The 20,871-nt window shown below is 63.7% G+C and carries 18 protein-coding genes and 7 tRNA genes; 17 read left to right on the forward strand and 8 right to left on the reverse strand.

Going from position 1 to position 20,871, the window contains the following annotated elements:
- Positions 1-28: 28 nt before the first annotated feature.
- The 4 genes from ACCQ07_RS05510 to ACCQ07_RS05525 form a co-directional block, all read right to left on the reverse strand.
- Positions 29-1,315: a Y-family DNA polymerase gene (locus ACCQ07_RS05510; protein WP_372363878.1), complete on the reverse strand. Its 1,287-nt coding sequence runs from the start codon at positions 1,313-1,315 to the stop codon at positions 29-31.
- Positions 1,315-1,794, reverse strand: a complete 480-nt coding sequence (locus ACCQ07_RS05515; RefSeq protein ID WP_371887105.1) for a LexA family protein — start codon at positions 1,792-1,794, stop codon at positions 1,315-1,317. The genes ACCQ07_RS05510 and ACCQ07_RS05515 overlap by 1 nt, the downstream gene beginning before the upstream one ends.
- 283 nt (positions 1,795-2,077) lie before the next feature.
- A complete protein-coding gene (locus ACCQ07_RS05520) occupies positions 2,078-2,284 on the reverse strand; it encodes a hypothetical protein (protein ID WP_371887106.1) in 207 nt (68 codons plus the stop codon).
- 87 nt (positions 2,285-2,371) lie between these two features.
- Positions 2,372-2,500, reverse strand: coding sequence for a hypothetical protein (locus ACCQ07_RS05525; protein ID WP_372363879.1), 129 nt, complete (start codon positions 2,498-2,500; stop codon positions 2,372-2,374).
- A 380-nt stretch (positions 2,501-2,880) separates the two neighbouring features.
- On the opposite strand from ACCQ07_RS05525, the gene ACCQ07_RS05530 reads away from it, so the two are divergent.
- Positions 2,881-2,957 (forward strand) — tRNA-His (locus tag ACCQ07_RS05530).
- Between the two features lie 93 nt (positions 2,958-3,050).
- Positions 3,051-3,126, forward strand: a tRNA-Lys gene (locus ACCQ07_RS05535).
- 395 nt (positions 3,127-3,521) lie between these two features.
- On the opposite strand, the gene ACCQ07_RS05540 is transcribed toward ACCQ07_RS05535, so the two are convergent.
- A complete protein-coding gene (locus ACCQ07_RS05540) occupies positions 3,522-4,790 on the reverse strand; it encodes a PAS domain-containing sensor histidine kinase (RefSeq protein WP_372165455.1) in 1,269 nt (422 codons plus the stop codon).
- 247 nt (positions 4,791-5,037) lie between these two features.
- Between ACCQ07_RS05540 and ACCQ07_RS05545 the strand changes: the two genes are divergently transcribed.
- The 10 genes from ACCQ07_RS05545 to ACCQ07_RS05590 all read left to right on the forward strand — a co-directional run bounded on the left by ACCQ07_RS05545 (position 5,038) and on the right by ACCQ07_RS05590 (position 14,458).
- Positions 5,038-5,122 (forward strand) — tRNA-Leu (locus tag ACCQ07_RS05545).
- A gap of 201 nt (positions 5,123-5,323) precedes the next feature.
- Positions 5,324-6,616 (forward strand): trigger factor, encoded by a 1,293-nt coding sequence (gene tig, locus ACCQ07_RS05550; RefSeq protein WP_005913863.1) that lies wholly within the window; start codon positions 5,324-5,326, stop codon positions 6,614-6,616.
- A gap of 92 nt (positions 6,617-6,708) precedes the next feature.
- Positions 6,709-7,335 carry an ATP-dependent Clp endopeptidase proteolytic subunit ClpP gene (gene clpP, locus ACCQ07_RS05555; protein WP_002806026.1) on the forward strand — a complete coding sequence of 209 codons (627 nt, stop codon included), beginning with the start codon at positions 6,709-6,711 and terminating at the stop codon, positions 7,333-7,335.
- A 125-nt stretch (positions 7,336-7,460) separates the two neighbouring features.
- Positions 7,461-8,747, forward strand: a complete 1,287-nt coding sequence (gene clpX / locus ACCQ07_RS05560; RefSeq protein ID WP_003483788.1) for an ATP-dependent Clp protease ATP-binding subunit ClpX — start codon at positions 7,461-7,463, stop codon at positions 8,745-8,747.
- 144 nt (positions 8,748-8,891) lie between these two features.
- Positions 8,892-11,363: an endopeptidase La gene (gene lon / locus ACCQ07_RS05565; protein ID WP_014089513.1), complete on the forward strand. Its 2,472-nt coding sequence runs from the start codon at positions 8,892-8,894 to the stop codon at positions 11,361-11,363.
- A gap of 213 nt (positions 11,364-11,576) precedes the next feature.
- Entirely contained in the window at positions 11,577-11,849 is a 273-nt protein-coding gene (gene hbs / locus ACCQ07_RS05570; protein ID WP_002806049.1) for a non-specific DNA-binding protein Hbs, read from the forward strand.
- 11 nt (positions 11,850-11,860) lie between these two features.
- Positions 11,861-11,935, forward strand: a tRNA-Val gene (locus ACCQ07_RS05575).
- A 28-nt stretch (positions 11,936-11,963) separates the two neighbouring features.
- Positions 11,964-12,040, forward strand: a tRNA-Asp gene (locus ACCQ07_RS05580).
- A gap of 94 nt (positions 12,041-12,134) precedes the next feature.
- Positions 12,135-12,211: transfer RNA gene (locus tag ACCQ07_RS05585), tRNA-Asp, on the forward strand.
- Positions 12,212-12,487: 276 nt separating this feature from the next.
- Positions 12,488-14,458, forward strand: coding sequence for a peptidyl-prolyl cis-trans isomerase (locus tag ACCQ07_RS05590; RefSeq protein WP_372363880.1), 1,971 nt, complete (start codon positions 12,488-12,490; stop codon positions 14,456-14,458).
- Between the two features lie 669 nt (positions 14,459-15,127).
- Here ACCQ07_RS05590 and ACCQ07_RS05595 read toward each other — a convergent pair.
- Positions 15,128-16,306, reverse strand: a complete 1,179-nt coding sequence (locus ACCQ07_RS05595) for a lytic transglycosylase domain-containing protein (protein WP_008575009.1) — start codon at positions 16,304-16,306, stop codon at positions 15,128-15,130.
- A complete protein-coding gene (gene gloB / locus ACCQ07_RS05600) occupies positions 16,303-17,070 on the reverse strand; it encodes a hydroxyacylglutathione hydrolase (protein ID WP_008575010.1) in 768 nt (255 codons plus the stop codon). The genes ACCQ07_RS05595 and gloB overlap by 4 nt, the downstream gene beginning before the upstream one ends.
- 12 nt (positions 17,071-17,082) lie before the next feature.
- On the opposite strand from gloB, the gene ACCQ07_RS05605 reads away from it, so the two are divergent.
- The 3 genes from ACCQ07_RS05605 to dnaQ are packed head-to-tail and all read left to right on the forward strand — an operon-like array spanning position 17,083 to position 18,962.
- On the forward strand, positions 17,083-17,739 hold the full coding sequence (locus ACCQ07_RS05605; RefSeq protein ID WP_003483816.1) for a class I SAM-dependent methyltransferase: 657 nt from the start codon (positions 17,083-17,085) through the stop codon (positions 17,737-17,739).
- Positions 17,740-17,766: 27 nt separating this feature from the next.
- A complete protein-coding gene (gene rnhA, locus ACCQ07_RS05610) occupies positions 17,767-18,219 on the forward strand; it encodes a ribonuclease HI (RefSeq protein WP_008571574.1) in 453 nt (150 codons plus the stop codon).
- A gap of 8 nt (positions 18,220-18,227) precedes the next feature.
- Positions 18,228-18,962: a DNA polymerase III subunit epsilon gene (gene dnaQ / locus ACCQ07_RS05615; protein WP_008571573.1), complete on the forward strand. Its 735-nt coding sequence runs from the start codon at positions 18,228-18,230 to the stop codon at positions 18,960-18,962.
- A gap of 41 nt (positions 18,963-19,003) precedes the next feature.
- On the opposite strand, the gene ACCQ07_RS05620 is transcribed toward dnaQ, so the two are convergent.
- Entirely contained in the window at positions 19,004-19,708 is a 705-nt protein-coding gene (locus tag ACCQ07_RS05620) for a PP2C family protein-serine/threonine phosphatase (protein ID WP_003483822.1), read from the reverse strand.
- Between the two features lie 196 nt (positions 19,709-19,904).
- On the opposite strand from ACCQ07_RS05620, the gene ACCQ07_RS05625 reads away from it, so the two are divergent.
- Positions 19,905-19,995: transfer RNA gene (locus ACCQ07_RS05625), tRNA-Ser, on the forward strand.
- Between the two features lie 256 nt (positions 19,996-20,251).
- A complete protein-coding gene (locus ACCQ07_RS05630) occupies positions 20,252-20,656 on the forward strand; it encodes a DUF6165 family protein (protein ID WP_008571564.1) in 405 nt (134 codons plus the stop codon).
- Positions 20,657-20,871: the final 215 nt, after the last annotated feature.

Raw genomic sequence — 20,871 nt, forward strand, 5'->3', positions numbered from 1 at the left:
AAATCTCCAGCGCGATTACATCCCGCTATCAGCACCTGGCTCTTGGCAGATCTTCAAGCGAGGTAGTGAAATGACCGGAGAGCATGTCTTGACGCGATGCCCAGGGTGGCGACTTCTGCCAGCCGCTTGCTCCAAGTCCCGCTGAGCCCTTTCCGAAGCGTCGGTTGATAGCGTCTAGAGTGCTCATTAGCTTGTCGTCGCCGACACGTGTCGGCGTTAACAGGTCGCCCTGCAATTCATCAGGCTTAGCCAGGTCCGCCAGCAAAACGCCGGCCCTCTTGTAGGAATAGCCCTCGCGCATGAAGCCTTGGAAGAGACGTCGTACCGTCGTCAGGACAATCCTGCTGTCGGACGTCGCCGAGGCCAGCGGCGCAGTGCGCGACGGATTGTGCTGCGGCATGCCAGGCTTGAACGAGTCGGTCTCGGCAAAGATGCCGATCGCGCATGTGGTCAGTCCGCGCACGCGCAGCTTCTCGGTGGCACGCATGGCGAAGGTGGCCAGCGCCTCGGCCATATCCTGCGGATCGGACACCCAGGCGCCGAACGATCGGCTGACCATGATCTGCTGTCGGTCTGGCTCAATTTCCTCGAGCTCCAGGCAGGCATGGCCCTGCAGTTCGCGCTGAGTGCGCGCAATTACAACCCCGAACTCTGCCAATAGGTCGTCTGCAGGCGCATCACGTAGATCTGCAGCCGTCGCTACACCACGTTCCTGCAGGCGAGCACCCCAGCGCCGCCCTATGCCCCATATATCGCCGACAGCGGTCGCACGGAGTACGGCATCTAACTCGCCGGGGTTGAGTGCCGCCAGATCGCACACGCCGGCCAGGTCGGCCGGGTAGCTGCCCGGCTTGCGTGCCGCATTCTTGGCGACCCGGTTGGCGAGTTTGGCCAACGTTTTGGTCGGCGCGATGCCGATGCAGTTGGGAATGCCTGTCCATTGGTGAACGCGTTCGCGCAGGTCGACCGCCAGCTCCCTGCGATCGCGGATGCCTGCGAGGTCGAGAAATGATTCGTCGATCGAATAGACCTCCACGCGCGGGACGGCCTGGCGAAGGATTACGCTGATGCGGGCGGCAATGTCGCCATACAGACCGAAGTTTGCGGAGCGAAGGGCGAGCCGGCGGCGCACCGGCGTTGGCACCTTATGGATCGGCTGGCCCATGGCCACGCCAAGTGCCTTGGCCTCATCTGACCTTGCAATGGCGCAGCCATCGTTGTTGCTCAATACGACCAGCGGCCTGCCACGCAGTTCGGGCTGGAACACCCGCTCGCAGCTGGCGTAGAAGTTGTTGCCGTCGATCAAGGCAAACATCAGCGGCCGGCGCGTGCGTGGGTCCGGGTCACCTGGCGGACGACTCCGACCACGGCAAATACCTCAACCTCCGTGCCTGGCGCCAGGATGATTGGCGCGCAATGAGGGCTGCGGCTGTGCAGCTCAATGTGGTCGGAAGCGACCTTCAGGATCTTGCAGACCGGCTGATTGCCGTCCCAGATGGCCAGCACCATGTCGCCACTGATCGGTCGCGCCGACCGGTCGACGACCAGGATGTCGCCGTCGCAGACACCGGCAAGAAGCATGCTCCAGCCCTCAGCGCGGTAGAGAAACGTGGCCGGCGGATTGCGGATCAGCACCTGGTTCAGATCGATCTCGTCGTCCTGGAAATCCTCGGCGGGCGAGGGGAAGCCGAGCCGGATCCGTAAGGCACTGAGTGGCAACCCGAGCGGCAAAGGGTCTAGGCACGCTGGGCCAATCAGGCGCGCATAGGTGTGAGGTGGCGGAAGAGACAACATGGCGCGAACTCTCGCGGGACGAAGTCTCAAAGGTCGAGACGGCTTGCCAAGTTAGCAAAATTACTAAAATTAAGTACTCTCACTTGCTGACGGGTTCAGTGCGATGCCGGTCCTGCGACCCGTGGTCTTCAGCCTTACTAGCGGAAGAGGAGTTCCCCTACGTGCAAAACGGCGTAAGCCGAGTTCGCAGAGCGCGAGAAGCAGGCAATCTATTTGTGTCGGGCGCGGGGCCAAGATGGCCGCTCAACCCGTGAGGCGTATGAGCAGCGCCGACCCCGGCACATCAGATGTACCCATTCAGGTCTTGTCGCTCAAGCACGCTAAGACGGTAGCCCCAAGAACCGATCAGTTCCGCAACGGCCGCGGCTTCGCTGGGAAACGCAAACAGCAACTCGGCTTCAAATTCCTCAAGAACTTTGAGTGGTTCAGACGCAGCTGCGAGGCGCTGCTGCAATTGCTCAAAAAGGCTTGCTGGCTGTGTCTCGTCCATGTGCGCGAGTCTACGGTGCACTGTCTCAAGCATTGAGACGCTCGGGCCGATACTGGCCGGATGGACAGAGCCGCACTTAGAACCCATCTAGAAAACCTCGATGCGGCGGTGCCGGCACTGCTGAAAAGCAGCCCCGACCGTTGCCACTTCTGGCAGGTTTTCGCCGGTATGGCTGATGTCATCGAGGACAGCGCCATCACGGATGACGATGCTCAATTTGTTCTCCGGCGGGTTGATGAGATCTTGGCATGGCCTTGAGGATCCCGACCGCGATTGCTGAGGGACCGCTATGTGCTACTCCGCACGAGGCGCTGATGCATGCTCGCCTGGGGCGGTTGGCTGACCTGGTTAAAGCGCTGTCGGTGCAGGCCAAGATCCCATGCTGAAAACGAACGCTTGCATTCCGCGCGCCGCTCCTGAAAAATAGCGGACTTGCTTCGAGGTGGTGCGGCTTTCGGGACGCCCACTCCTGAAAAAAAATTGAAGCAAGTTGTTGATTTTTCGGCTTAGTTGTCCTGACTTCTAAGCCGGCGGTTACAGGTTCGAGTCCTGTCGGGCGCGCCATCGGCGGTACGGTAGGGAGCAGGTTTTCAGTGGTGGCTGTAGCTCAGCTGGTTAGAGTACTGGATTGTGATTCCAGATGTCGGGGGTTCGAGTCCCCTCAGCCACCCCACTGATGACGAGCGATTGCAGGAATGTTCGACCCGATGTGTCACGGGGTGTTGCAACGAAGCAAAAATGCACATACAATGTGCGACCAGTTTCAGGGCCGTTAGCTCAGTTGGTAGAGCAGTTGACTCTTAATCAATAGGTCCAAGGTTCGAATCCTTGACGGCCCACCAAACAAAAGCACTTAGGCGTCTGCCTAGGTGCTTTTCTTTTTCCCGGACTGAAAACAGAGGCGCGCTCGTTGGCCTGCTGTGAACGCATCGAGGCCGCGATAGGTTGGCGTCGCCCGCGCAAGATCCGGCTGGATACCGATGGCTTTACAACGCCCTTGGGTAACGCTCGCTATCGAATGCTTTGGCTGGTGGAGCGCGCTTGCCGCAGCCGCGGTCAGCGATCGAACCCCGGTGAGATCGTCGGCGATGCCAGAAGTAGCGCCGTGCGCCACTCCTGCACCACGTCGTTGCCTGTGCTGAGCGCGTGCGCAAACTGCTCTGCGCGATCTGCAAGCAGTTGCAGGAAGCAGCCATGTCACTCATAAGCGCGTCCGTGCAACACCTGCAACAGGCCTCTAGCTTCGCTGCACGCGCGGAAATGCCAGCACGAAGCGCGCACCCTGGCCCGGCGCCGAGAAGACGTCTATAAAACCGCCGGCCTGGCGCACGGCGCTGTAGACCTGCGCCAATCCCAGGCCAGCGCCCTTATTGGCGTGCTTGGTGGTGAAGTACGCCTCGAATAACCGCGCCTGCACCACGCTGTCCATGCCGTGCCCGGTATCGGCAACCGCGATGGTCATGTAGTGCCCGGCCGGTTTGGCCAGTCGCGCCTGCTCCTCGGTGACGAAGGTTTCGCCGGTTTCCACACTGATGCAGTCGCCGCTGGTGCAGGCATCGCGCGCATTGATCACCAGGTTCAAGATGGCGCGCTCCACGGTGTGGCGGTCGACCATCGCGCAGCATCCGCCCTCTGCGGTGCGCAGCTGCAACCGCAGGTCTGCGCCGACCACCTGTTCCAGTAACGGGCTGAGCTGTTCTGCCAGTTCGGCCAGGTCCACCGCTTCGGGGCTGTAGGGGTACTGACGCGAGAAGCCGACCAGGCGCTGCGCCATCACCGAGCCATGTTGAAGCGCCGCGTCGGCCACGCTTAGCAACTTGGCGTCGTGCGCGTCGATCTGCGCGCGCTGCACGACCAGGTCGATCGCCGATGTGGCAGCCTGCAGCACGTTGTTCAAGTCGTGGACCACGCCGGCCAGCAGTTGTCCTACCGCTTCGCCTTTCTGCGCCTGCTCGGAGATCTTCTCGGCGGCGTTCTGCGCGGCGCGCGCGATGTCCAGGTCGCCTTCGATGCGCTCGTGCAAGTCGCGCAGGCTGTGCAGCTCGGTCGACAGCGAGGTTTCGCGCGCGCGCGCCAGCATCAGGGCACTGGTGGAAAACGCGCGTTCTGCCGACAGGGTGCTGTCCAGGGTGTGACAGGCTGCCTCCAGCGCACGGCGGTCGGAGACATTCCTGCTGACCGCCAGGATGGCCTCGACCTTGCCCAGCTCGTCGAACAATGGGCTGGTGACGACCTGCCAGGTCTGGCGCACGCCGGCCAGGTTCACGCAGCTGGCCTCGAATTCCCGGGTTGCGCCTTTGGCCGCCTCGGCCATGGCCGCATCCACCATGGCCGCCGCCTCGAGTGGCCACAGCTCGCGCCAGGGGCGGGCAACAACCTGATCCGCAGAACTGGCCCCAAGTCCGACCAGGCCGTTGCGGTTGACCGACGTGATTCGCCCATCCAGGTCGATCTCTTTGATGCAATCGCGCGACAGTGCCACAATCTGGCGATATCGGTCTGTCATTGCAATTGCTGCCCCCGGAATGGAATTAACGGAATTTTCGCAAATCCGGTTGCTGCAAAGTGCCGGTAGCGAACATGGGCTTTGTCTGGATTCAGGCGGGCTGGCCGCTGCCGCCCCTCTGCAGTGCGTGAGCCTCAAGTCACCGCGCCAAGCAGCCCATGCCCACTGCAGTCATCACGCGCCCAGGCCTCGCAGCGCTTTTTCTTTACCGGCATCCCTGCAACAATAGCCGGGCATCTACGGCATTGCGAAAGTGGCGGAATTGGTAGACGCACCAGATTTAGGTTCTGACGCCGCAAGGCGTGGGGGTTCGAGTCCCCCCTTTCGCACCAACGCCGCGCGGCCGTGTGGGTTCCGGCCGCTGCATTTCCTGCAAACCAGTCGCTTCTGTCCGTGAGGCCGCTGCACGCATGCCGCTGGCAGCGGCCGCCGTTATCGGCGAAACTACAAGGCTCGGCGGCATTCTCGCCATCCGTCAACCCGCATCTTCCATCTCGTGCCGACGCTGTGCGCTGTCGGTGGCAGGAGTCAACATGCAAGCATCGATCGAATCCACCGGCAATCTGGAACGCCGCCTGACCTTCACCCTGCCGCAGGAGCGCCTGGAGACGCACGTCGGTGGCCGCCTGCGCGAGCTTGCGCGGACCACGCGCATCAAGGGCTTCCGTCCCGGCAAGGTGCCGACCAAGGTGATCGAGCAGCGCTTCGGTCAGCAGGTGCGTGCCGAGGCGATGGAAGGCCTGCTGCGCGAGACCTTCGATTCGGCCGTGCGCGAGCATTCGCTGCGCCTGGCCGGCAACCCGCGTATCGATCAGGGCGAGACCGATTTCGACTTCGTCGCCACCTTCGAAGTGGTGCCGGATTTCGGCGACATCGATGTGACCAAGCTGTCGGTGGTGCGCGCGACCGCTGAAGTGACCGATGCCGACATCGACCAGATGATCGAAAACCTGCGCCTGCAGCGCCGCACCTGGAATCCGGTCGAGCGCGGTGCGCAGGTCGGCGACCTGGTGGCGCTGGAGACCTGGTCGCAGGCCGGCGACGAGCGTCTGCCCGCCGAAGGCGTGGAGACCGGCAGCAGCGTGCTGGGTTCGGGCGTGATGTTCGACCAGATCGAAAAGGGCCTGGAAGGCCTCACCAAGGGTGAAGAAAAGACCCTGACCGTCGATTTCCCCGCCGAATGGCGCGTGCCGCAGCTGGCCGGCAAGACCGTGCAGGTGCACGTCAAGGCGGTCGAAGTCTCCGAGCCGGTGTTGCCGGCAGTGGACAAGGAGTTCATCAAGAGCTTCGGCGTGAAGAGTGGCGATGCCGAGCAGTTCCGCGCCGATATCCGTACCAACCTGGAGCGCGAGCTCAAGGGTGCGCTGATGAACCGCCTGCGCCGCGAAGTGGGCGAACAGCTGATTGCCGCCTACGCGCATGTCGAAATGCCGCCGCGCCTGGTCGAGAACGAAGCGCGTTCGATGCTGGCCCAGCAGGTCGAGCAGGTCCGCCGCAGCGGTCGCGATCCGGGTCAGGTGCCGGCCGACGCGCACCAGGGATTCATGGATGCCGCCGCCAAGCGCGTGCTGGTCGGCCTGCTCGTGGGCGAGGTGGCGCGCCGCAACGAATTGCGCCTGGAATCCAAGCGCGTCAGCGAAACGCTGCGTCTGATCGCTTCGACCTACGAAGAGCCGGAACAGGTCATTGAGATGTACCGCAACGACCCCCAACTGATGAACGGGCTGCAGAGCCGCGTGATGGAAGAGCAGGTGATCGACTGGATCGCCGAGCGCGCCCAGCACACCGAGCAGTCGCTGTCGTTCCAGGACGCCATCCGCGTCTGATCCGGCAGTAAGAGAAGAACCGCGCCCGCAGTCTGGGGTGCGGATGTCGAACACGGGCAGCGGCACAGGCCGCTGCCACAACGGGAAGACTGATGAGCATTGTGACCAAAGCCCTGAACCTGGTGCCCATGGTGGTCGAGCAGACCAGCCGTGGCGAGCGTGCGTACGACATCTACTCGCGTCTGCTGAAGGAGCGTCTGATCTTCCTGGTCGGTCCGATCGACGACCATATGGCCAACGTGATCGTGGCCCAGCTGTTGTTCCTGGAAGCGGATAACCCGGAAAAGGACATCAGCATCTACATCAATTCGCCCGGTGGTGTGGTCACCGCCGGCATGGCCATCTACGACACCATGCAGTACATCAAGCCGGACGTCAGCACCATCTGCGTCGGCCAGGCCGCCTCGATGGGCGCGTTGCTGCTGGCGTCGGGTGCGGCGGGCAAGCGTTACGCGCTGCCGAATTCGCGCGTGATGATCCATCAGCCGCTGGGTGGCTTCCAGGGCCAGGCGACCGATATCGACATCCACGCGCGCGAGATCCTGACCCTGCGTTCGCGCTTGAACGAGATCCTGGCCAAGCACACCGGCCAATCGCTGGAGACCATCGCGCGCGACACCGAACGCGACAACTTCAAGAGCGCGGTCGATGCGCAGGCCTACGGCTTGGTGGATCAGGTGCTCGAGCGTCGTCCGGAAGAGTCGATCCAGCCGTCTTGATCGTCAAGTCACTGAAATTGTAGGAAAAACCGGCAGGGTCGGGCGGGGCGAATGTCCTCCCGACCCTGTGCTATTCTCGAAATCGAACCCCCGTGCATCGGGTGGGGTAACTGGGTAACAGAAGCATGAGCGAAGACCGCCAAGGTCGTTCCGGCGACAGCAACAAGATTCTCTACTGCTCGTTCTGCGGTAAGAGTCAGCATGAAGTCCGTAAGCTGATTGCCGGTCCCAGCGTATTCATCTGCGATGAGTGCGTTGAGCTGTGCAACGACATCATCCGCGAGGAACTCGAAGAGAAGGCGCAGTCGGCACGTTCCAGCCTGCCCAAGCCGCGCGAGATTCTCGAGGTGCTGGATCAATACGTGATCGGGCAGCTGCGCGCCAAGCGCACGCTCGCCGTAGCGGTGTACAACCACTACAAGCGTATCGAGAGCCGCAGCAAGAACGATGACGTCGAGCTGGCGAAATCCAACATCCTGCTGGTCGGCCCGACCGGTTCGGGCAAGACGTTGCTGGCCGAAACGCTGGCGCGCCTGCTCAATGTGCCGTTCACGATCGCCGATGCCACCACGCTCACTGAAGCCGGCTATGTCGGCGAGGACGTGGAAAACATCATCCAGAAGCTGTTGCAGAAGTGCGATTACGACGTCGAAAAGGCGCAGCAGGGTATCGTCTACATCGACGAAATCGACAAGATCTCGCGCAAGAGCGAGAACCCGTCGATCACCCGTGATGTGTCCGGCGAAGGCGTGCAGCAGGCGCTGTTGAAGCTGATCGAGGGCACGGTTGCCTCGGTGCCGCCGCAGGGTGGCCGCAAGCATCCGCAGCAGGAATTCCTGCAGGTGGACACCAAGAACATCCTGTTCATCTGCGGCGGCGCGTTCGCTGGGCTGGACAAGGTGATTCAGCAGCGTTCCAACGATGCCGGCGGCATTGGCTTCGGCGCCAAGGTCAAGAGCAGCGAGCGCAAGCAGGAAGTGGGCAAGATCCTGGCCGAAGTCGAGCCGGAAGATCTGATCAAGTTCGGCCTGATTCCCGAGTTCGTCGGCCGTCTGCCGGTGGTCGCCACGCTGGAAGAGCTGGACGAGCCGGCGCTGATCAAGATCCTGACCGAGCCCAAGAACGCCATCACCAAGCAGTTCAAGAAGCTGTTCGACATGGAAGGCGTGGAGCTGGAGTTCCGCCCCGATGCCCTGTCTGCGATCGCCAAGAAGGCGCTCAAGCGCAAGACCGGCGCCCGCGGCCTGCGCACCATCGTCGAATCGGTGCTGCTGGACACGATGTACGAGCTGCCGTCGCAGGAAAATGTCAGCAAGGTCGTGGTGGACGAGTCGGTGATCGAGCATAAATCCGAGCCGTATCTGATCTACCAGGCGCAACCGGCGCCCGCCAAGGCTGCGTCCGGAGACTGAGTCCGTTGGCCGCCTCGCCAGGCCTCGGCCTCGCTGGTGGATAACCGCTTTCCGAACGCTACTTGCAACACCTCGCCGATGGCCCCATAACGGGGCCATCGGCTTTTTACTGCCCCAAAAACCCCCATTCCTGCGGAGTGCCCCATGGCCCAGTCCCAACCAGAAATTCTCGATCTGCCAGTGTTGCCGCTGCGCGACGTGGTGGTGTTTCCGCACATGGTGATCCCGCTGTTCGTCGGCCGCGACAAGTCGATGCGTGCGCTGGAAAAAGCGATGGAGGCGGACAAGCGCATCCTGCTCGTTGCGCAAAAGTCGGCCGAGACCGACGACCCGGCTGCCGGCGATCTGTATACCGTCGGCACCCTGGCGCAGGTGCTGCAACTGCTCAAGCTCCCCGATGGCACCATCAAGGTGCTGGTCGAGGGTCTGTCGCGGGTCACCGTGGACAAGGTGGTCGAGCAGGACGGCGCGTTGCAGGGGCAGGGCACCGAAATCGAAGCCAGCGATGCGCGTGAGCCGCGCGAGGTGGAAGCGATTGCGCGGTCGCTGATGTCGCTGTTCGAACAGTACGTCAAGACCAATCGCAAGCTGCCGCCGGAGCTGCTGCAGACCTTGGCCGGCATCGATGAGCCGGGCCGCCTGGCAGACACCATCGCCGCCCACATCGGTGTGCGTCTGGCCGACAAGCAGCGCCTGCTGGAGATCACCGACATCGGCGAGCGGCTGGAATTGCTGGTCGGCCTGGTCGATGGCGAAATCGACGTGCAGCAGCTGGAAAAGCGCATCCGCGGCCGCGTGAAGTCGCAGATGGAAAAGAGCCAGCGCGAGTACTACCTCAACGAGCAGATGAAGGCGATCCAGAAGGAATTGGGCGACCTGGACGATGCGCCCGGCGAGCTGGAAGAGCTGGCGCGCAAGATCGCCGAGGCGGGCATGCCCAAGCCGGTCGAAACCAAGGCCAAGGCCGAGCTCAACAAACTCAAGCAGATGTCGCCGATGTCCGCCGAGGCGGCCGTGGTGCGCAACTACCTGGACTGGCTGCTGGGCGTGCCGTGGAGAAAGCGCACCAAGGTGCGCAAGGACCTCAAGGTTGCCGAAGACACGCTGGACGCCGATCACTACGGCCTGGACAAGGTCAAGGAACGCATCCTCGAGTACTTGGCCGTGCAGTCGCGCGTGAAGCAGATGAAGGGGCCGATCCTGTGCCTGGTTGGGCCGCCGGGCGTGGGCAAGACCTCGCTCGGGCAGTCGATCGCCAAGGCGACCAACCGCAAGTTCGTGCGCATGAGCCTGGGCGGCATTCGCGACGAGGCCGAAATTCGGGGCCACCGCCGGACCTATGTCGGTTCGATGCCGGGCCGCCTGGTGCAGAACCTCAACAAGGTCGGCAGCAAGAACCCGCTGTTCCTGCTGGACGAGATCGACAAGATGTCGATGGACTTCCGTGGCGACCCGTCGTCGGCATTGCTGGAGGTGCTCGATCCGGAGCAGAACAACTCGTTCAACGACCACTATCTGGAAGTCGATCTTGACCTGTCGGAGGTAATGTTCGTCGCCACCTCCAACTCGCTCAATATTCCCGGTCCGTTGCTGGACCGCATGGAAGTGATCCGCATCCCCGGCTACACCGAGGACGAGAAGCTCAACATCGCCACGCGCTACCTGGTGCCCAAGCAGATCAAGGCCAACGGCCTGAAGCCGGAAGAGATCGAAATCGCCAGCGACGCGATCCAGGACATCGTGCGCTACTACACGCGTGAGTCGGGTGTGCGTAATCTCGAACGCGAAGTGGCCAAGATCTGCCGCAAGGTGGTCAAGGAGATTGCGCTCGCAGGTCCGCAGCCGGCGGCAAAAAAGGCGGTTGCCAAGAAGGGCAAGCCGAAGGCACTGGTCACCGTCAACGCGAAGAATCTCGACAAGTATCTGGGCGTGCGTCGCTTCGACTTCGGCCGTGCCGAAGAAGAAAACGAGATCGGTCTGGTCACGGGTCTGGCATGGACCGAAGTCGGCGGCGAACTGCTGCAGGTCGAGTCCACCTTGGTGCCGGGCAAGGGCAACCTGATCCTCACCGGCCAGCTCGGCAATGTCATGAAAGAATCGGCATCGGCTGCATTGTCGGTGGTGCGTTCGCGCGCCGAGCGGCTTGGCATCGATGTGGATTTCCTGCAGAAGCAGGACGTGCATGTGCATGTGCCTGACGGCGCCACGCCCAAAGACGGTCCAAGCGCAGGTATCGCGATGGTGACCTCGCTGGTGTCGATACTGACCCGGGTGCCGATCCGCGCCGACGTGGCGATGACCGGCGAGATCACCCTGCGTGGGCGGGTATCGGCGATCGGTGGCTTGAAAGAGAAGTTGCTGGCGGCCCTGCGCGGTGGCATCCGCACCGTGCTGATCCCCGACGAGAACCGCAAGGATCTGGCCGACATCCCGCCGAACGTGACCCGCGATCTGAAGATCGTGCCGGTGAAGTGGATCGACGAGGTACTCGATCTGGCGCTGGAACGTCCGCTCGCGCCGAAGAAGGCCGGCAAGGAAAAGGCACGCAAGGCGGCCTCGCGCGTGACCGTGCGCGGCAAGTCGCGTAGCACGCCGGGTACCCGCGTCAAGCACTAACGAGGGCTGTCTGAGCCTCGCCAAAACAAGCCAAAACCCGCGTCGTTATTGGGTTTTGGCTTGCGTGCTGTTGGGGGCGCTGGTATAAATGCACGACTCGTGGGCGCGGCAAATGTGATGCGTCATGCGATACCACTTGTGTCGGGTTCTTCGCTTACGGCAAGAGCGCCGATTGTCGATTCCGCGGCATCTGCCGCAAAGGGAGTTTCAAGAATGAATAAAACCGAATTGATCGATGGCGTTGCCGCTGCCGCTGACATCTCCAAGGCTGAAGCTGGCCGTGCTGTTGACGCGGTTGTGAGCGAAATCACCAAGGCACTGAAGAAGGGCGACGCCGTCACCCTCGTTGGCTTCGGTACCTTCCAGGTCCGCGAGCGCGCCGAGCGCACCGGCCGCAATCCGAAGACCGGCGACAGCATCAAGATCGCTGCTTCGAAGAATCCTGCATTCAAGGCTGGTAAAGCCCTGAAGGATGCAGTAAACTAATCGACTCGCTAGGGTGCTTAGCTCAGCGGTAGAGCGTCTCCCTTACACGGAGAGGGTCGGGGGTTCGAAACCCTCAGCACCCACCATTAAGCACCAGGCAAATGTTTCAAGCGCGGAGCGGTAGTTCAGCTGGTTAGAATGCTGGCCTGTCACGCCGGAGGTCGCGGGTTCGAGTCCCGTCCGCTCCGCCAGTTACACGCGAAGCCCCTGAGCAATTGGGGGCTTCGTTTTCTCCACGAAATTCGTCATGCGAATGGGGTGGGGGCAGATGTCCAAGTTTAAAGCGGAGCGGTAGTTCAGCTGGTTAGAATGCTGGCCTGTCACGCCGGAGGTCGCGGGTTCGAGTCCCGTCCGCTCCGCCAGTTATACAAAGCCCTCGGCCCTGTGCCGGGGGCTTTTTTTTTGGATGTCGGTTGATGGGTGTGGGTCCATGCAGGCATGCCGGTGCGGCGTATTGCAGCGCATCCGGCAGCGGCGCGTTCTGCTGCGTCTGAAGGTACTCGGGTATCTGGCCCGAGCTGGCGCCGTTCGCCCTGGACCGATGAATGCGCACGACGCCATCGTCACGGGCATTGGGCTGGGTGCCTGGCGTCAAGCGCGTTACACTGCGCGGCTCGCCCACAGGCCGTGATTTGCCAATGCTGCAGAAACTTCGCGACAAGACGTCAGGCTGGATCGCTACCGCCATCCTGGGGTTGCTGATGATTCCGTTCCTGTTCGTCATCGACAACAGCTACCTCGGCGGCATTGGCGCCAACAACGTGGCCAAGGTGCAGGCGCCGCCGACCTGGTGGAAATCGGCACCGTCGTGGTGGCCGGTCTCTTTGCTGTGGCAGCACCATGAAATCAGCACGCAGGATTTCCGCGCGCGCTTTGAGCAGGCGCGCATGCAGGAGCGTCAGCGTCAGGGCGAGAAATTCGATCCGCGCACCTTCGAGTCCCGCGAAAACAAGCTGCAGGTGCTCGACCAACTGGTCGACGAACAGGTGGTGCGATTGGGGGCGGAAGACGCTGGAATCGTCATCGGCGATGCGACCGTGCGCGATTACATCGCCAACATTCCCGCATTCCAGGTCGATGGCAAGTTCAGTCCCGACCAGTACCGCGCCACACTCGCGCAGGGCACGCCGCCGCGCACGCCAGCGCAGTTCGATGCGCTGGTGCGCGATAGCCTGCAGCAGTCGGTCATCCCGCAGGCGGTGGCGGAGTCCGGCTTTGCCACCAAGTCCGAGTTCGAGCGCCTGCTCAAGCTGATGGGCGAAACGCGCGATGTGGAGCTGGCGATGCTGCCGCCACCGGCCGCAGATACCGCGCCGGTGAGCGATGCGCAGATCAAGCAGTGGTACGACGGGCACGCGCAGGATTTCCGTCAGCCGGAAACCGTGATGATCGAATACGTGGAGCTCAACGCCGCCACGATGCCGCCAGCCACTGCGGCCGACGAGGCCACGCTGCGCAAGCGCTATGAAGACGAGAAGGCACGTTTCGTCGAGCCGGAGCAGCGTCTTGCGTCGCACATCCTGATCAGCGCCGGCGCCGATGCCGCCGCGCAAAAGGCTGCCGAGGCAAAGGCTGCCAAGCTCGCTGCCGAGGCCAAGCAGCCGGGTGCCGACTTTGCTGCGCTGGCCAAAGCCAATTCGCAGGACCCCGGCTCCAAGGATGCCGGCGGCGACCTGGGCTGGGTGGAGAAGGGCACGATGGTCAAGCCGTTCGAGGACGCGCTGTTCTCGATGAAGGCTGGCGAGGTAGTCGGCCCGATCAAGAGCGAATTCGGCTACCACGTGATCCAGCTGCGTGAGGTCAAGGGCGGCCAGGGCAAGTCGTTCGAGCAGGTGCGCGACCAACTGGCGGCCGAGCAGCTCAAGGCTGACGCAGACAAGGCCTTTGCCGATGTCAGTGGCAAGTTGGTGGACCAGGTTTACAAGAACCCCACCGCGCTGGAGCCGGCGGCCAAGCAGGTCGGCTTGCCGGTGCAGACCTTGGGGCCGTTCTCGCGCAGTGATGCCAGCGGTGTTGCTGCCAACCCGGCTGTGCTGCGCGCGGCGTTCTCAGAAACGCTGGTGCAGGACGGTACGGTGAGCGATCCCATCACCATCGCGCCGAACCATAGCGTGGTGTTGCGTGTCACCAACCACACCGCCGAACAGGCCTTGCCGTTGGACAAGGTGCGCGACAAGGTGACCGCGGCAATCCGTGCGGACCGTGCCGAGAAGGCCGCCGCGGCGGCTGCCGATGCCTTGCTGGCACGCTTGCAGAAGGGTGAGACGCTGCAGGCGCTGGCCGCCAGCGAGAAGCTGCAGGTGCAGCCGATCCCGGGGCTACCGCGGACGGCACCGATCCCGACCCCGGCTGCGAACCGTGCGATCTTCAGCGCGCCGCGACCGACCGAAGGCAAGCCGTCGGTTGGCAAGGTGGAGCTGGATGGCGGGCGCTTTGCTGTCTTTGTCATCAGCAAGGCGACGCCGGGCGATCTGAAGCAGATGCCGGCCGAGCAGCAGACGATGCTGCGCGAGCAGTTGAGCCAGATCGACGGAAACAACGCTGCGCAGGCTTACGTCAAGGAAATGCGCAAGCGCTACAAGATCCAGATCGAAGAAGCCCAGCTGTAAGGCTGGATAATCGATTGGTGAGAAAAGCCCGGGCAACCGGGCTTTTTCTTTGGGCGTTTGTCGTGGAGAACACCGGCCGGCTGGCGCGCAGTCGCCGTCGATCTTCCGCGGCGCATGTCGATTTGCCGGCGGTGTCTGCGCGCTGCATGGCTGCCGGGAGCTGCGATTCCTGGGCGCCAATCGCCGGTTGTCGGCTAGTCGCCTGACGATCTGGCAGTCGTCGCTGACGCTCGATTGGGCGACGGCGCGCGCCGGGAGCGCTCCTGACAGACATGCCAGGTGTCCCGCTGATGATCTCCGGTGGCCGGGTCAGCTGAATGGCTCGGCGTATTGACTCGCCGGGGAGCACCGCTAACGTCGTGGCGCGCATTGCAGAGAGGCCTGCAAGCTTCGAGTTTTGCCGGAGCTCGGCTCGCACGTACAGCGCCAAGTCGATTCCCCGGCGCGACGCGCAGCAGACGCTAACTGTGCCTTTGCACCCCGGCAACGCTCAAGATCCATCTTTCGCGACCGAAGCGGCCTGACGAGAAGGCTGGGTTGGTGAGCGAAGTTCAGGATCGGCGCGATCATGCCGCCTACCGCCTACCGCCTACCGCCTACCGCCTACCGCCTACTGCCTGCCTGTGCCCACGACAACGTCCAAGGTGCGTCGCACCTTGGCGCGTCACTTTAGGGCGAGTCGTCGAACGACAGCACCATGCCAGGCTTCAGAATGGCGCTTTTGTCCAGGCCATTGGTGGCGAGCAGCGTCGTCACGGTGATGCCATAGCGGCGTGCGATCGCCCAGGCCGATTCGCCATTGCGCACGGTGTGGGTACGTGCTGGCGAGGTCGACGCTTTGCTGGCTGCAGAGGCAACGGCGGTCGGTGCGGGAGTGCTGCTGGCGGCGCCAGTTCCCACCTCGGCAGAGGCGACCATGGCGCTATTTGCACCGGGCTGCGGCGGCGCAAGCGGCGCAAGCACGTGCACGCCGCGCGGCGCAGCGCGCGCGCCAGCGAGGGCGGGATTCAGGCGCGCGAGCAGTTGCGGCTCGATCGCGCGCTGTCCGGCCCAGGCGTTGAGGCTGGTGCCTGCCGGCAACGCATGTTCGGTGAGGACGGGCACCTGGCGATCCAGCGACGTCAGCAGGTTGCCCTGCTGTTGCGCGTGATCCAGCACGCAGGCAAGTGCGTGCAGTTTCTCCACATAGTCGTAGGTAACCTTGGACATGCCCGGCAATTCGGAGGGGCGTGCGTTTTGCGCGTTCATCCCGGCGCTGCGCATTGCCTGCAGCACGCGGTACTCGCCGGCGTTGTAGGCCATCAGGGCCAGGCGCCAGTCTCCGCCGAACATGCCGTAAAGGGTTTTGAGATAGCGCACCGCCGCAGTGGTGGAGTCCACTGCCGACAGGCGTCCGTCGTATTGCGCACCGACCGGCACCTGGTGGTTGCGCGCGGTGGTCGCGATGAACTGCCACAGGCCGGCAGGGCCGCTGCCGTTGCGGGCCCCGGGGCGGTAGCCGCTTTCCACGAACGGGATCAGCGCAAATTCGGTCGGCATGTCGGCCTTACGCAACTCGTCGACGACATAACCGAATAACGGCAGGACATCCTGCGCATCGTCTGCCAGACGTGCCGGGGCGCGCGAAAAATGCTGTTCCCAGCGGGCATCGCTATGGGCGCTGTCGCAGCCCGGGTCGGCGCGACCGTCGAGGAAGGCCGAAAAAATCTCGCGCCCGTTGCGGAGGCTTGGCGCGCTGGCTTGCGCGGTCTGGCTACTGGCGGGGGCGGAGCTTGCGTCATTGGGCGATGCGGCTGCCGGTGCGATGGCCGAACAGACGGCCAGCACTGTCAAAACCAGGCGCCTCATGCGCGAAATTCGTCTTTCCAGCGCCGAAGTTCGGCGAAAACATCGACTTCAGAGGAAAGCTCGCCGGCTGCGCGCGGTGCCACTGCAGCGCGGATCTCGGGGCGGCCGGTGCGTAAGAACGGATTGGTGGCCAGTTCACTCTTGAGCGAAATCGGCAGGGTAGGACGGGCTGCATGACGCATGGCCTGGGCTTCCTGTTGACGGCGCTGCAAGGCAGCGTTGGTGGGATCGACGTGCAGCGCGAAGGCCGCATTGGCCAAGGTGTATTCGTGGCCGCAACACACAAGCGTTTCGCCAGGCAGGGAGGCCAGGCGCTGCAACGAGTCGAACATCTGGGGAGCGGTACCTTCGAACATCCGCCCACAGCCTAGGCTGAACAGGGTATCACCGCTGAACAGGTAGCCGTCAGCGACGAAGGCGATGTGGCTGCGGGTGTGGCCGGGCACCTGGAGCACCTGGAACTCGACATCGAGCAGGCGCAGGCGCTCGCCCTGGCCTACCTGATGCGCGTGGGCCGGGATGCGTTCGTCGGCCGGGCCGAACAACGCCAGGTTCGGCCAGCGCTGCTGGAGCTCGGCAACGCCGCCGATATGGTCGCCGTGGTGGTGGGTGAGCAGGACGGCGCTCGGCACCAGGCCCTGGTGCTGCGCGGCAGCCAGGACCGGCTCGGCCTGACCGGGGTCGACAATGATGGCGCGGCCATCTGCAGCGATCAGCGCCCAGATGTAGTTGTCGTCGAATGCGGGCAGGGCGATCAGTCGCATAGAATTGGGACCATGCCTGCCCCGCCATTCTCACGTCAAGCTGGCGTCTCATCCTGGTTTGAAACCGGCGCGGGGCGCGGCCTGCTTCAGCTGGAGCGTCGTCTGGCGTTGGAAGCGCTACAGACACGGCCGTCGCAGCCGTGGTTGTGGCTGACGCCGACCGCCGACATGCCTGCGCGCGAGTTGCTGCAAGGGCGCGGTTTGCGCCTGCATCGCAGTGCCGGGCGCTTTGCCGGCGACGCACGCTGCGCGCTGCCGTTTCCGCTGCCGACCGAGAGCCTGCAGGCGATCGTGGCGCAACATGCGGTAGTTGGCGGGGCAGCGGACTTTCTGGCCGAATGCGAGCGTCTGCTGATGCCCGGCGGCCGTCTGTGGCTGTTCACGCTCAATCCGATGAGCCCCTACCGCTTCCGCTGGGCGCGGCGCGGGCCGGTCGCGTTGCGCCCGGATCGCTGGCGCCTCCTGGCCCAGCGTGCCGGTCTGCACAGCGTGCAGGCCGAGCGCTACCTGGGGCCGATCTGGCGCCCCAGCGGCGAGTCCACCGACCCCGGCCGGGCACCCTGGCGCGCGGTGTATCTGCTGGAAGTGGAAAAGCGTGCTGCCGCGGCGATCGGGCCGACGCCGATCGCCCTGCCTGCCCGCTGGCCACAGCCGGTGGCCACGATCTGACCTGTTTACGTTCAACTCTGGAACCTGATGAAATCCATTGAAGTGCATACCGATGGCTCCTGCCTCGGCAACCCCGGCCCGGGCGGCTGGGCGGCCTTGCTGCGTTACAACGGCCGCGAAAAGGAGCTGGCCGGCGGCGAGGCGGTATCGACGAACAACCGCATGGAATTGATGGCGGCGATCATGGCGCTGGAAACGCTGACCGAGCCGTGCCAGATCGTGTTGCATACCGATTCGCAGTACGTGCGCCAGGGCATCACCGAATGGATGCCGGGGTGGGTGCGACGCAACTGGAAGACCGCCGGTGGCGATCCGGTCAAAAATCGCGAGTTGTGGGAGCGGTTGCACGCGGCCACGCAGCGCCATCGCATCGATTGGCGTTGGGTGAAAGGCCACAATGGCGACCCGGACAACGAGCGCGTCGACGTGCTCGCCCGCAATCAGGCCATCGCCCAGCGCGATGGTCTTGCGACATCGTAAGAGGACACATGCGTCAGATCATTCTCGATACCGAAACCACCGGCCTGGAATGGCGCAAGGGCAACCGCGTCGTCGAAATCGGCGCGGTGGAGCTGCTGGAGCGGCGCCCGAGCGGCAACAATTTCCATCGTTACCTGAAGCCGGACTGCGACTTCGAGCCGGGCGCGCAGGAGGTGACCGGGCTGACCCTGGAATTTCTTGCCGATAAACCGCTGTTCGGCGAGGTGGTGGATGAGTTTCTCGCCTATATCGACGGCGCGGAACTGATCATCCACAACGCTGCGTTCGACCTGGGGTTTCTGGACAACGAACTGGCGCTGCTGGGCGATCACTACGGGCGCATCGTCGAGCGCGCCACGGTGGTCGATACCTTGATGATGGCGCGCGAACGCTATCCGGGGCAGCGCAATTCCCTGGATGCCCTGTGCAAGCGTCTGGGCGTGGACAACTCGCATCGCCAGCTGCACGGCGCGTTGCTCGATGCCCAGATCCTGGCCGATGTGTATATCGCGCTGACCTCGGGCCAGGAGGAAATCGGGTTTGCCAGTGCCGATGCCGGTCAGCAGACCGATGCGGCGAGCGGCGTGATTGCGTTCGACCCGGCGCTGCTGTTGCCGCGTCCGCGCATTGCGGTGACCGCTTCCGAATTGCAGGCCCACGAGGCACGCTTGGCGCAGCTGCGCAAGAAGGCAGGGCGTGCGTTGTGGGATCCGCCGGTCGAGGAGATTGCGGTCGCCGGGTGAGGCGTCTGGCCGGAGGTACTTTGCTCGCGCGCCGCGCTACGTCAGTAACTGCGCACCAGGATCGCGGTGATGTTGTCCGAACCGCCGCCATCCAGTGCGGCGGCGACCAGGCATTCCACGCATTCCTGCGCGCTGCAATCGGCCTGCGACAACGTGGCCGCGATGGCGGCATCGTCCACCTCTTCGGTCAGGCCGTCGCTGCACAGCAACAGTTGCATGCCGGATTTGAGTTCGCCTTGCATGATGGCGACATTCAGATGCGCCGGGTCGGTCACGCCGAGTGCCTGGGTCACCACGTTGCGATGGGGGTGCGCGCGTGCCTGCTCGCTGGTCAGCGTGCCCTGGGCGATGAGCTCCTGCACATAGCTGTGGTCCTGGCTCAGCTGCGCCAGCCGGCCATCGCGCCACAGGTAGGCGCGGCTGTCGCCAACCCAGGCCACTTCGAAACGCTGGCCGAGTACGCGCGCGGCGACCACGGTGGTGCCCATCGGCAAGGTGTCGTTGCAGCGGCGCGAGGTCTTGATGATCTCTTCGTCGGCGATGCGTACCGCCTGCGCCAGCGGGGTACCGGCGCGGACTTCGCGCACGATGGTTTCGCGGGCCAGTGCGCTGGCCACTTCCCCGCAGGCATGCCCCCCCATGCCATCGGCGACCAGCCACAATCCCAGCTCGCTGTCGCCGTAGTAGGTGTCCTCGTTGAGGTCACGGCGCAGGCCGACATGGGTGAGGTGTCCGAATTCGAGCATGGGGCCGGGTCGCCAAGGAGAAGATGCGCCACCATCATCGCGGCCCGGCCGGTTAGCGGCAACACGCCACGCATAGGCGCCGCAGCACCGGTTCACGCCTGGACGCGCGCTGGCCCTGCCTGCGCCGGCCCGGGCCGCTTGTGGCGCGGGCCATGTGCCCGTATGATGCACGGCCCCAGGACACTGGGGACCATCTGGAGAGGTGGCAGAGCGGTTGAATGTACCTGACTCGAAATCAGGCAGGCGTTTATAGCGCCTCGGGGGTTCGAATCCCCCCCTCTCCGCCAGATTGAGGCGAGTAGGTGCGCCAGTGCCGCGTGAGTTTCGCCGGCGGCATTGGGGGGTGAGAATCCCCGGGTTCGACAGGCAGCGCAGCTGTCTGCACGGCGAAGCCGCCCGTAGGGCGAAGGCACGAAGTGCCGAGTGAATCCCCACTCTCCGCCAGATTCGCATCAGCCCCCGCAAGGGGGCTTTTGTTTATGTGTGGCAGTCGCCGGCCGCGGCGATGACTACAATCCGCCCGATCCCCGTTGGAGGCCTGTCATGTCCGAGATCCTGGTGCCCGTGTCTTTTGGTGAACTGCTCGACAAGATCGCGATCCTGCAGATCAAGTCCGAGCGCATGCGCGATGCGGCCAAGTTGACCAATGTGCGCAACGAGCTGTCTGCGCTGGAAACCAGCTGGATGGCGCATCCGGCCGCCGGCCACGACATCGTGCGCCTGCGCGCCGAGCTCAAGGCCGTCAATGAGCGGCTGTGGGTGATCGAGGACGACATCCGCCTCAAGGAGCAGGCGCAGAGCTTCGACGATGCCTTCGTGCAGCTGGCGCGCAGCGTGTATATCGAGAACGACGAGCGCGCGCGCATCAAGAAGGAGATCAACCTGGCGCTGGGTTCTTCGTATGTGGAAGAAAAGTCCTATCAGGACTATCGCGCCACTGGCGGCTGAGCGCATTGACGTGGTGATTGCGCGGGTGGTCTGAACGGCGCGATTGGTTGCAGGACGCGTTCGCTCGATCTCAGCCCACTTGCGCAGGCGCCGCTGCAACTTGCTCGGCGCTGGATTGCCGAGCCACATACAGCGGCTGATGAAATGACTGCACGGCAACGAGGCGCGCGTAGTCGGTGCGTAGGCGTTGCATGTCACGCGTCGACTCGGGTGGT

Origin of the sequence: Xanthomonas sp. NCPPB 3583 (genome assembly GCF_041475715.2) — a bacterium.
Lineage (GTDB): Bacteria > Pseudomonadota > Gammaproteobacteria > Xanthomonadales > Xanthomonadaceae > Xanthomonas > Xanthomonas euvesicatoria.

What these genes read in the sequence shown, in the direction of transcription:
- ACCQ07_RS05510 (WP_372363878.1), bottom strand. Translation starts at nt 1,315, where the DNA reads ATGTTTGCCTTGATCGACGGCAACAACTTCTACGCCAGCTGCGAGCGG.
- ACCQ07_RS05515 (WP_371887105.1), bottom strand. Translation starts at nt 1,794, where the DNA reads ATGTTGTCTCTTCCGCCACCTCACACCTATGCGCGCCTGATTGGCCCA.
- ACCQ07_RS05520 (WP_371887106.1), bottom strand. Translation starts at nt 2,284, where the DNA reads ATGGACGAGACACAGCCAGCAAGCCTTTTTGAGCAATTGCAGCAGCGC.
- ACCQ07_RS05540 (WP_372165455.1), bottom strand. Translation starts at nt 4,790, where the DNA reads ATGACAGACCGATATCGCCAGATTGTGGCACTGTCGCGCGATTGCATC.
- tig (WP_005913863.1), top strand. Translation starts at nt 5,324, where the DNA reads ATGCAAGCATCGATCGAATCCACCGGCAATCTGGAACGCCGCCTGACC.
- clpP (WP_002806026.1), top strand. Translation starts at nt 6,709, where the DNA reads ATGAGCATTGTGACCAAAGCCCTGAACCTGGTGCCCATGGTGGTCGAG.
- clpX (WP_003483788.1), top strand. Translation starts at nt 7,461, where the DNA reads ATGAGCGAAGACCGCCAAGGTCGTTCCGGCGACAGCAACAAGATTCTC.
- lon (WP_014089513.1), top strand. Translation starts at nt 8,892, where the DNA reads ATGGCCCAGTCCCAACCAGAAATTCTCGATCTGCCAGTGTTGCCGCTG.
- hbs (WP_002806049.1), top strand. Translation starts at nt 11,577, where the DNA reads ATGAATAAAACCGAATTGATCGATGGCGTTGCCGCTGCCGCTGACATC.
- ACCQ07_RS05590 (WP_372363880.1), top strand. Translation starts at nt 12,488, where the DNA reads ATGCTGCAGAAACTTCGCGACAAGACGTCAGGCTGGATCGCTACCGCC.
- ACCQ07_RS05595 (WP_008575009.1), bottom strand. Translation starts at nt 16,306, where the DNA reads ATGAGGCGCCTGGTTTTGACAGTGCTGGCCGTCTGTTCGGCCATCGCA.
- gloB (WP_008575010.1), bottom strand. Translation starts at nt 17,070, where the DNA reads ATGCGACTGATCGCCCTGCCCGCATTCGACGACAACTACATCTGGGCG.
- ACCQ07_RS05605 (WP_003483816.1), top strand. Translation starts at nt 17,083, where the DNA reads ATGCCTGCCCCGCCATTCTCACGTCAAGCTGGCGTCTCATCCTGGTTT.
- rnhA (WP_008571574.1), top strand. Translation starts at nt 17,767, where the DNA reads ATGAAATCCATTGAAGTGCATACCGATGGCTCCTGCCTCGGCAACCCC.
- dnaQ (WP_008571573.1), top strand. Translation starts at nt 18,228, where the DNA reads ATGCGTCAGATCATTCTCGATACCGAAACCACCGGCCTGGAATGGCGC.
- ACCQ07_RS05620 (WP_003483822.1), bottom strand. Translation starts at nt 19,708, where the DNA reads ATGCTCGAATTCGGACACCTCACCCATGTCGGCCTGCGCCGTGACCTC.
- ACCQ07_RS05630 (WP_008571564.1), top strand. Translation starts at nt 20,252, where the DNA reads ATGTCCGAGATCCTGGTGCCCGTGTCTTTTGGTGAACTGCTCGACAAG.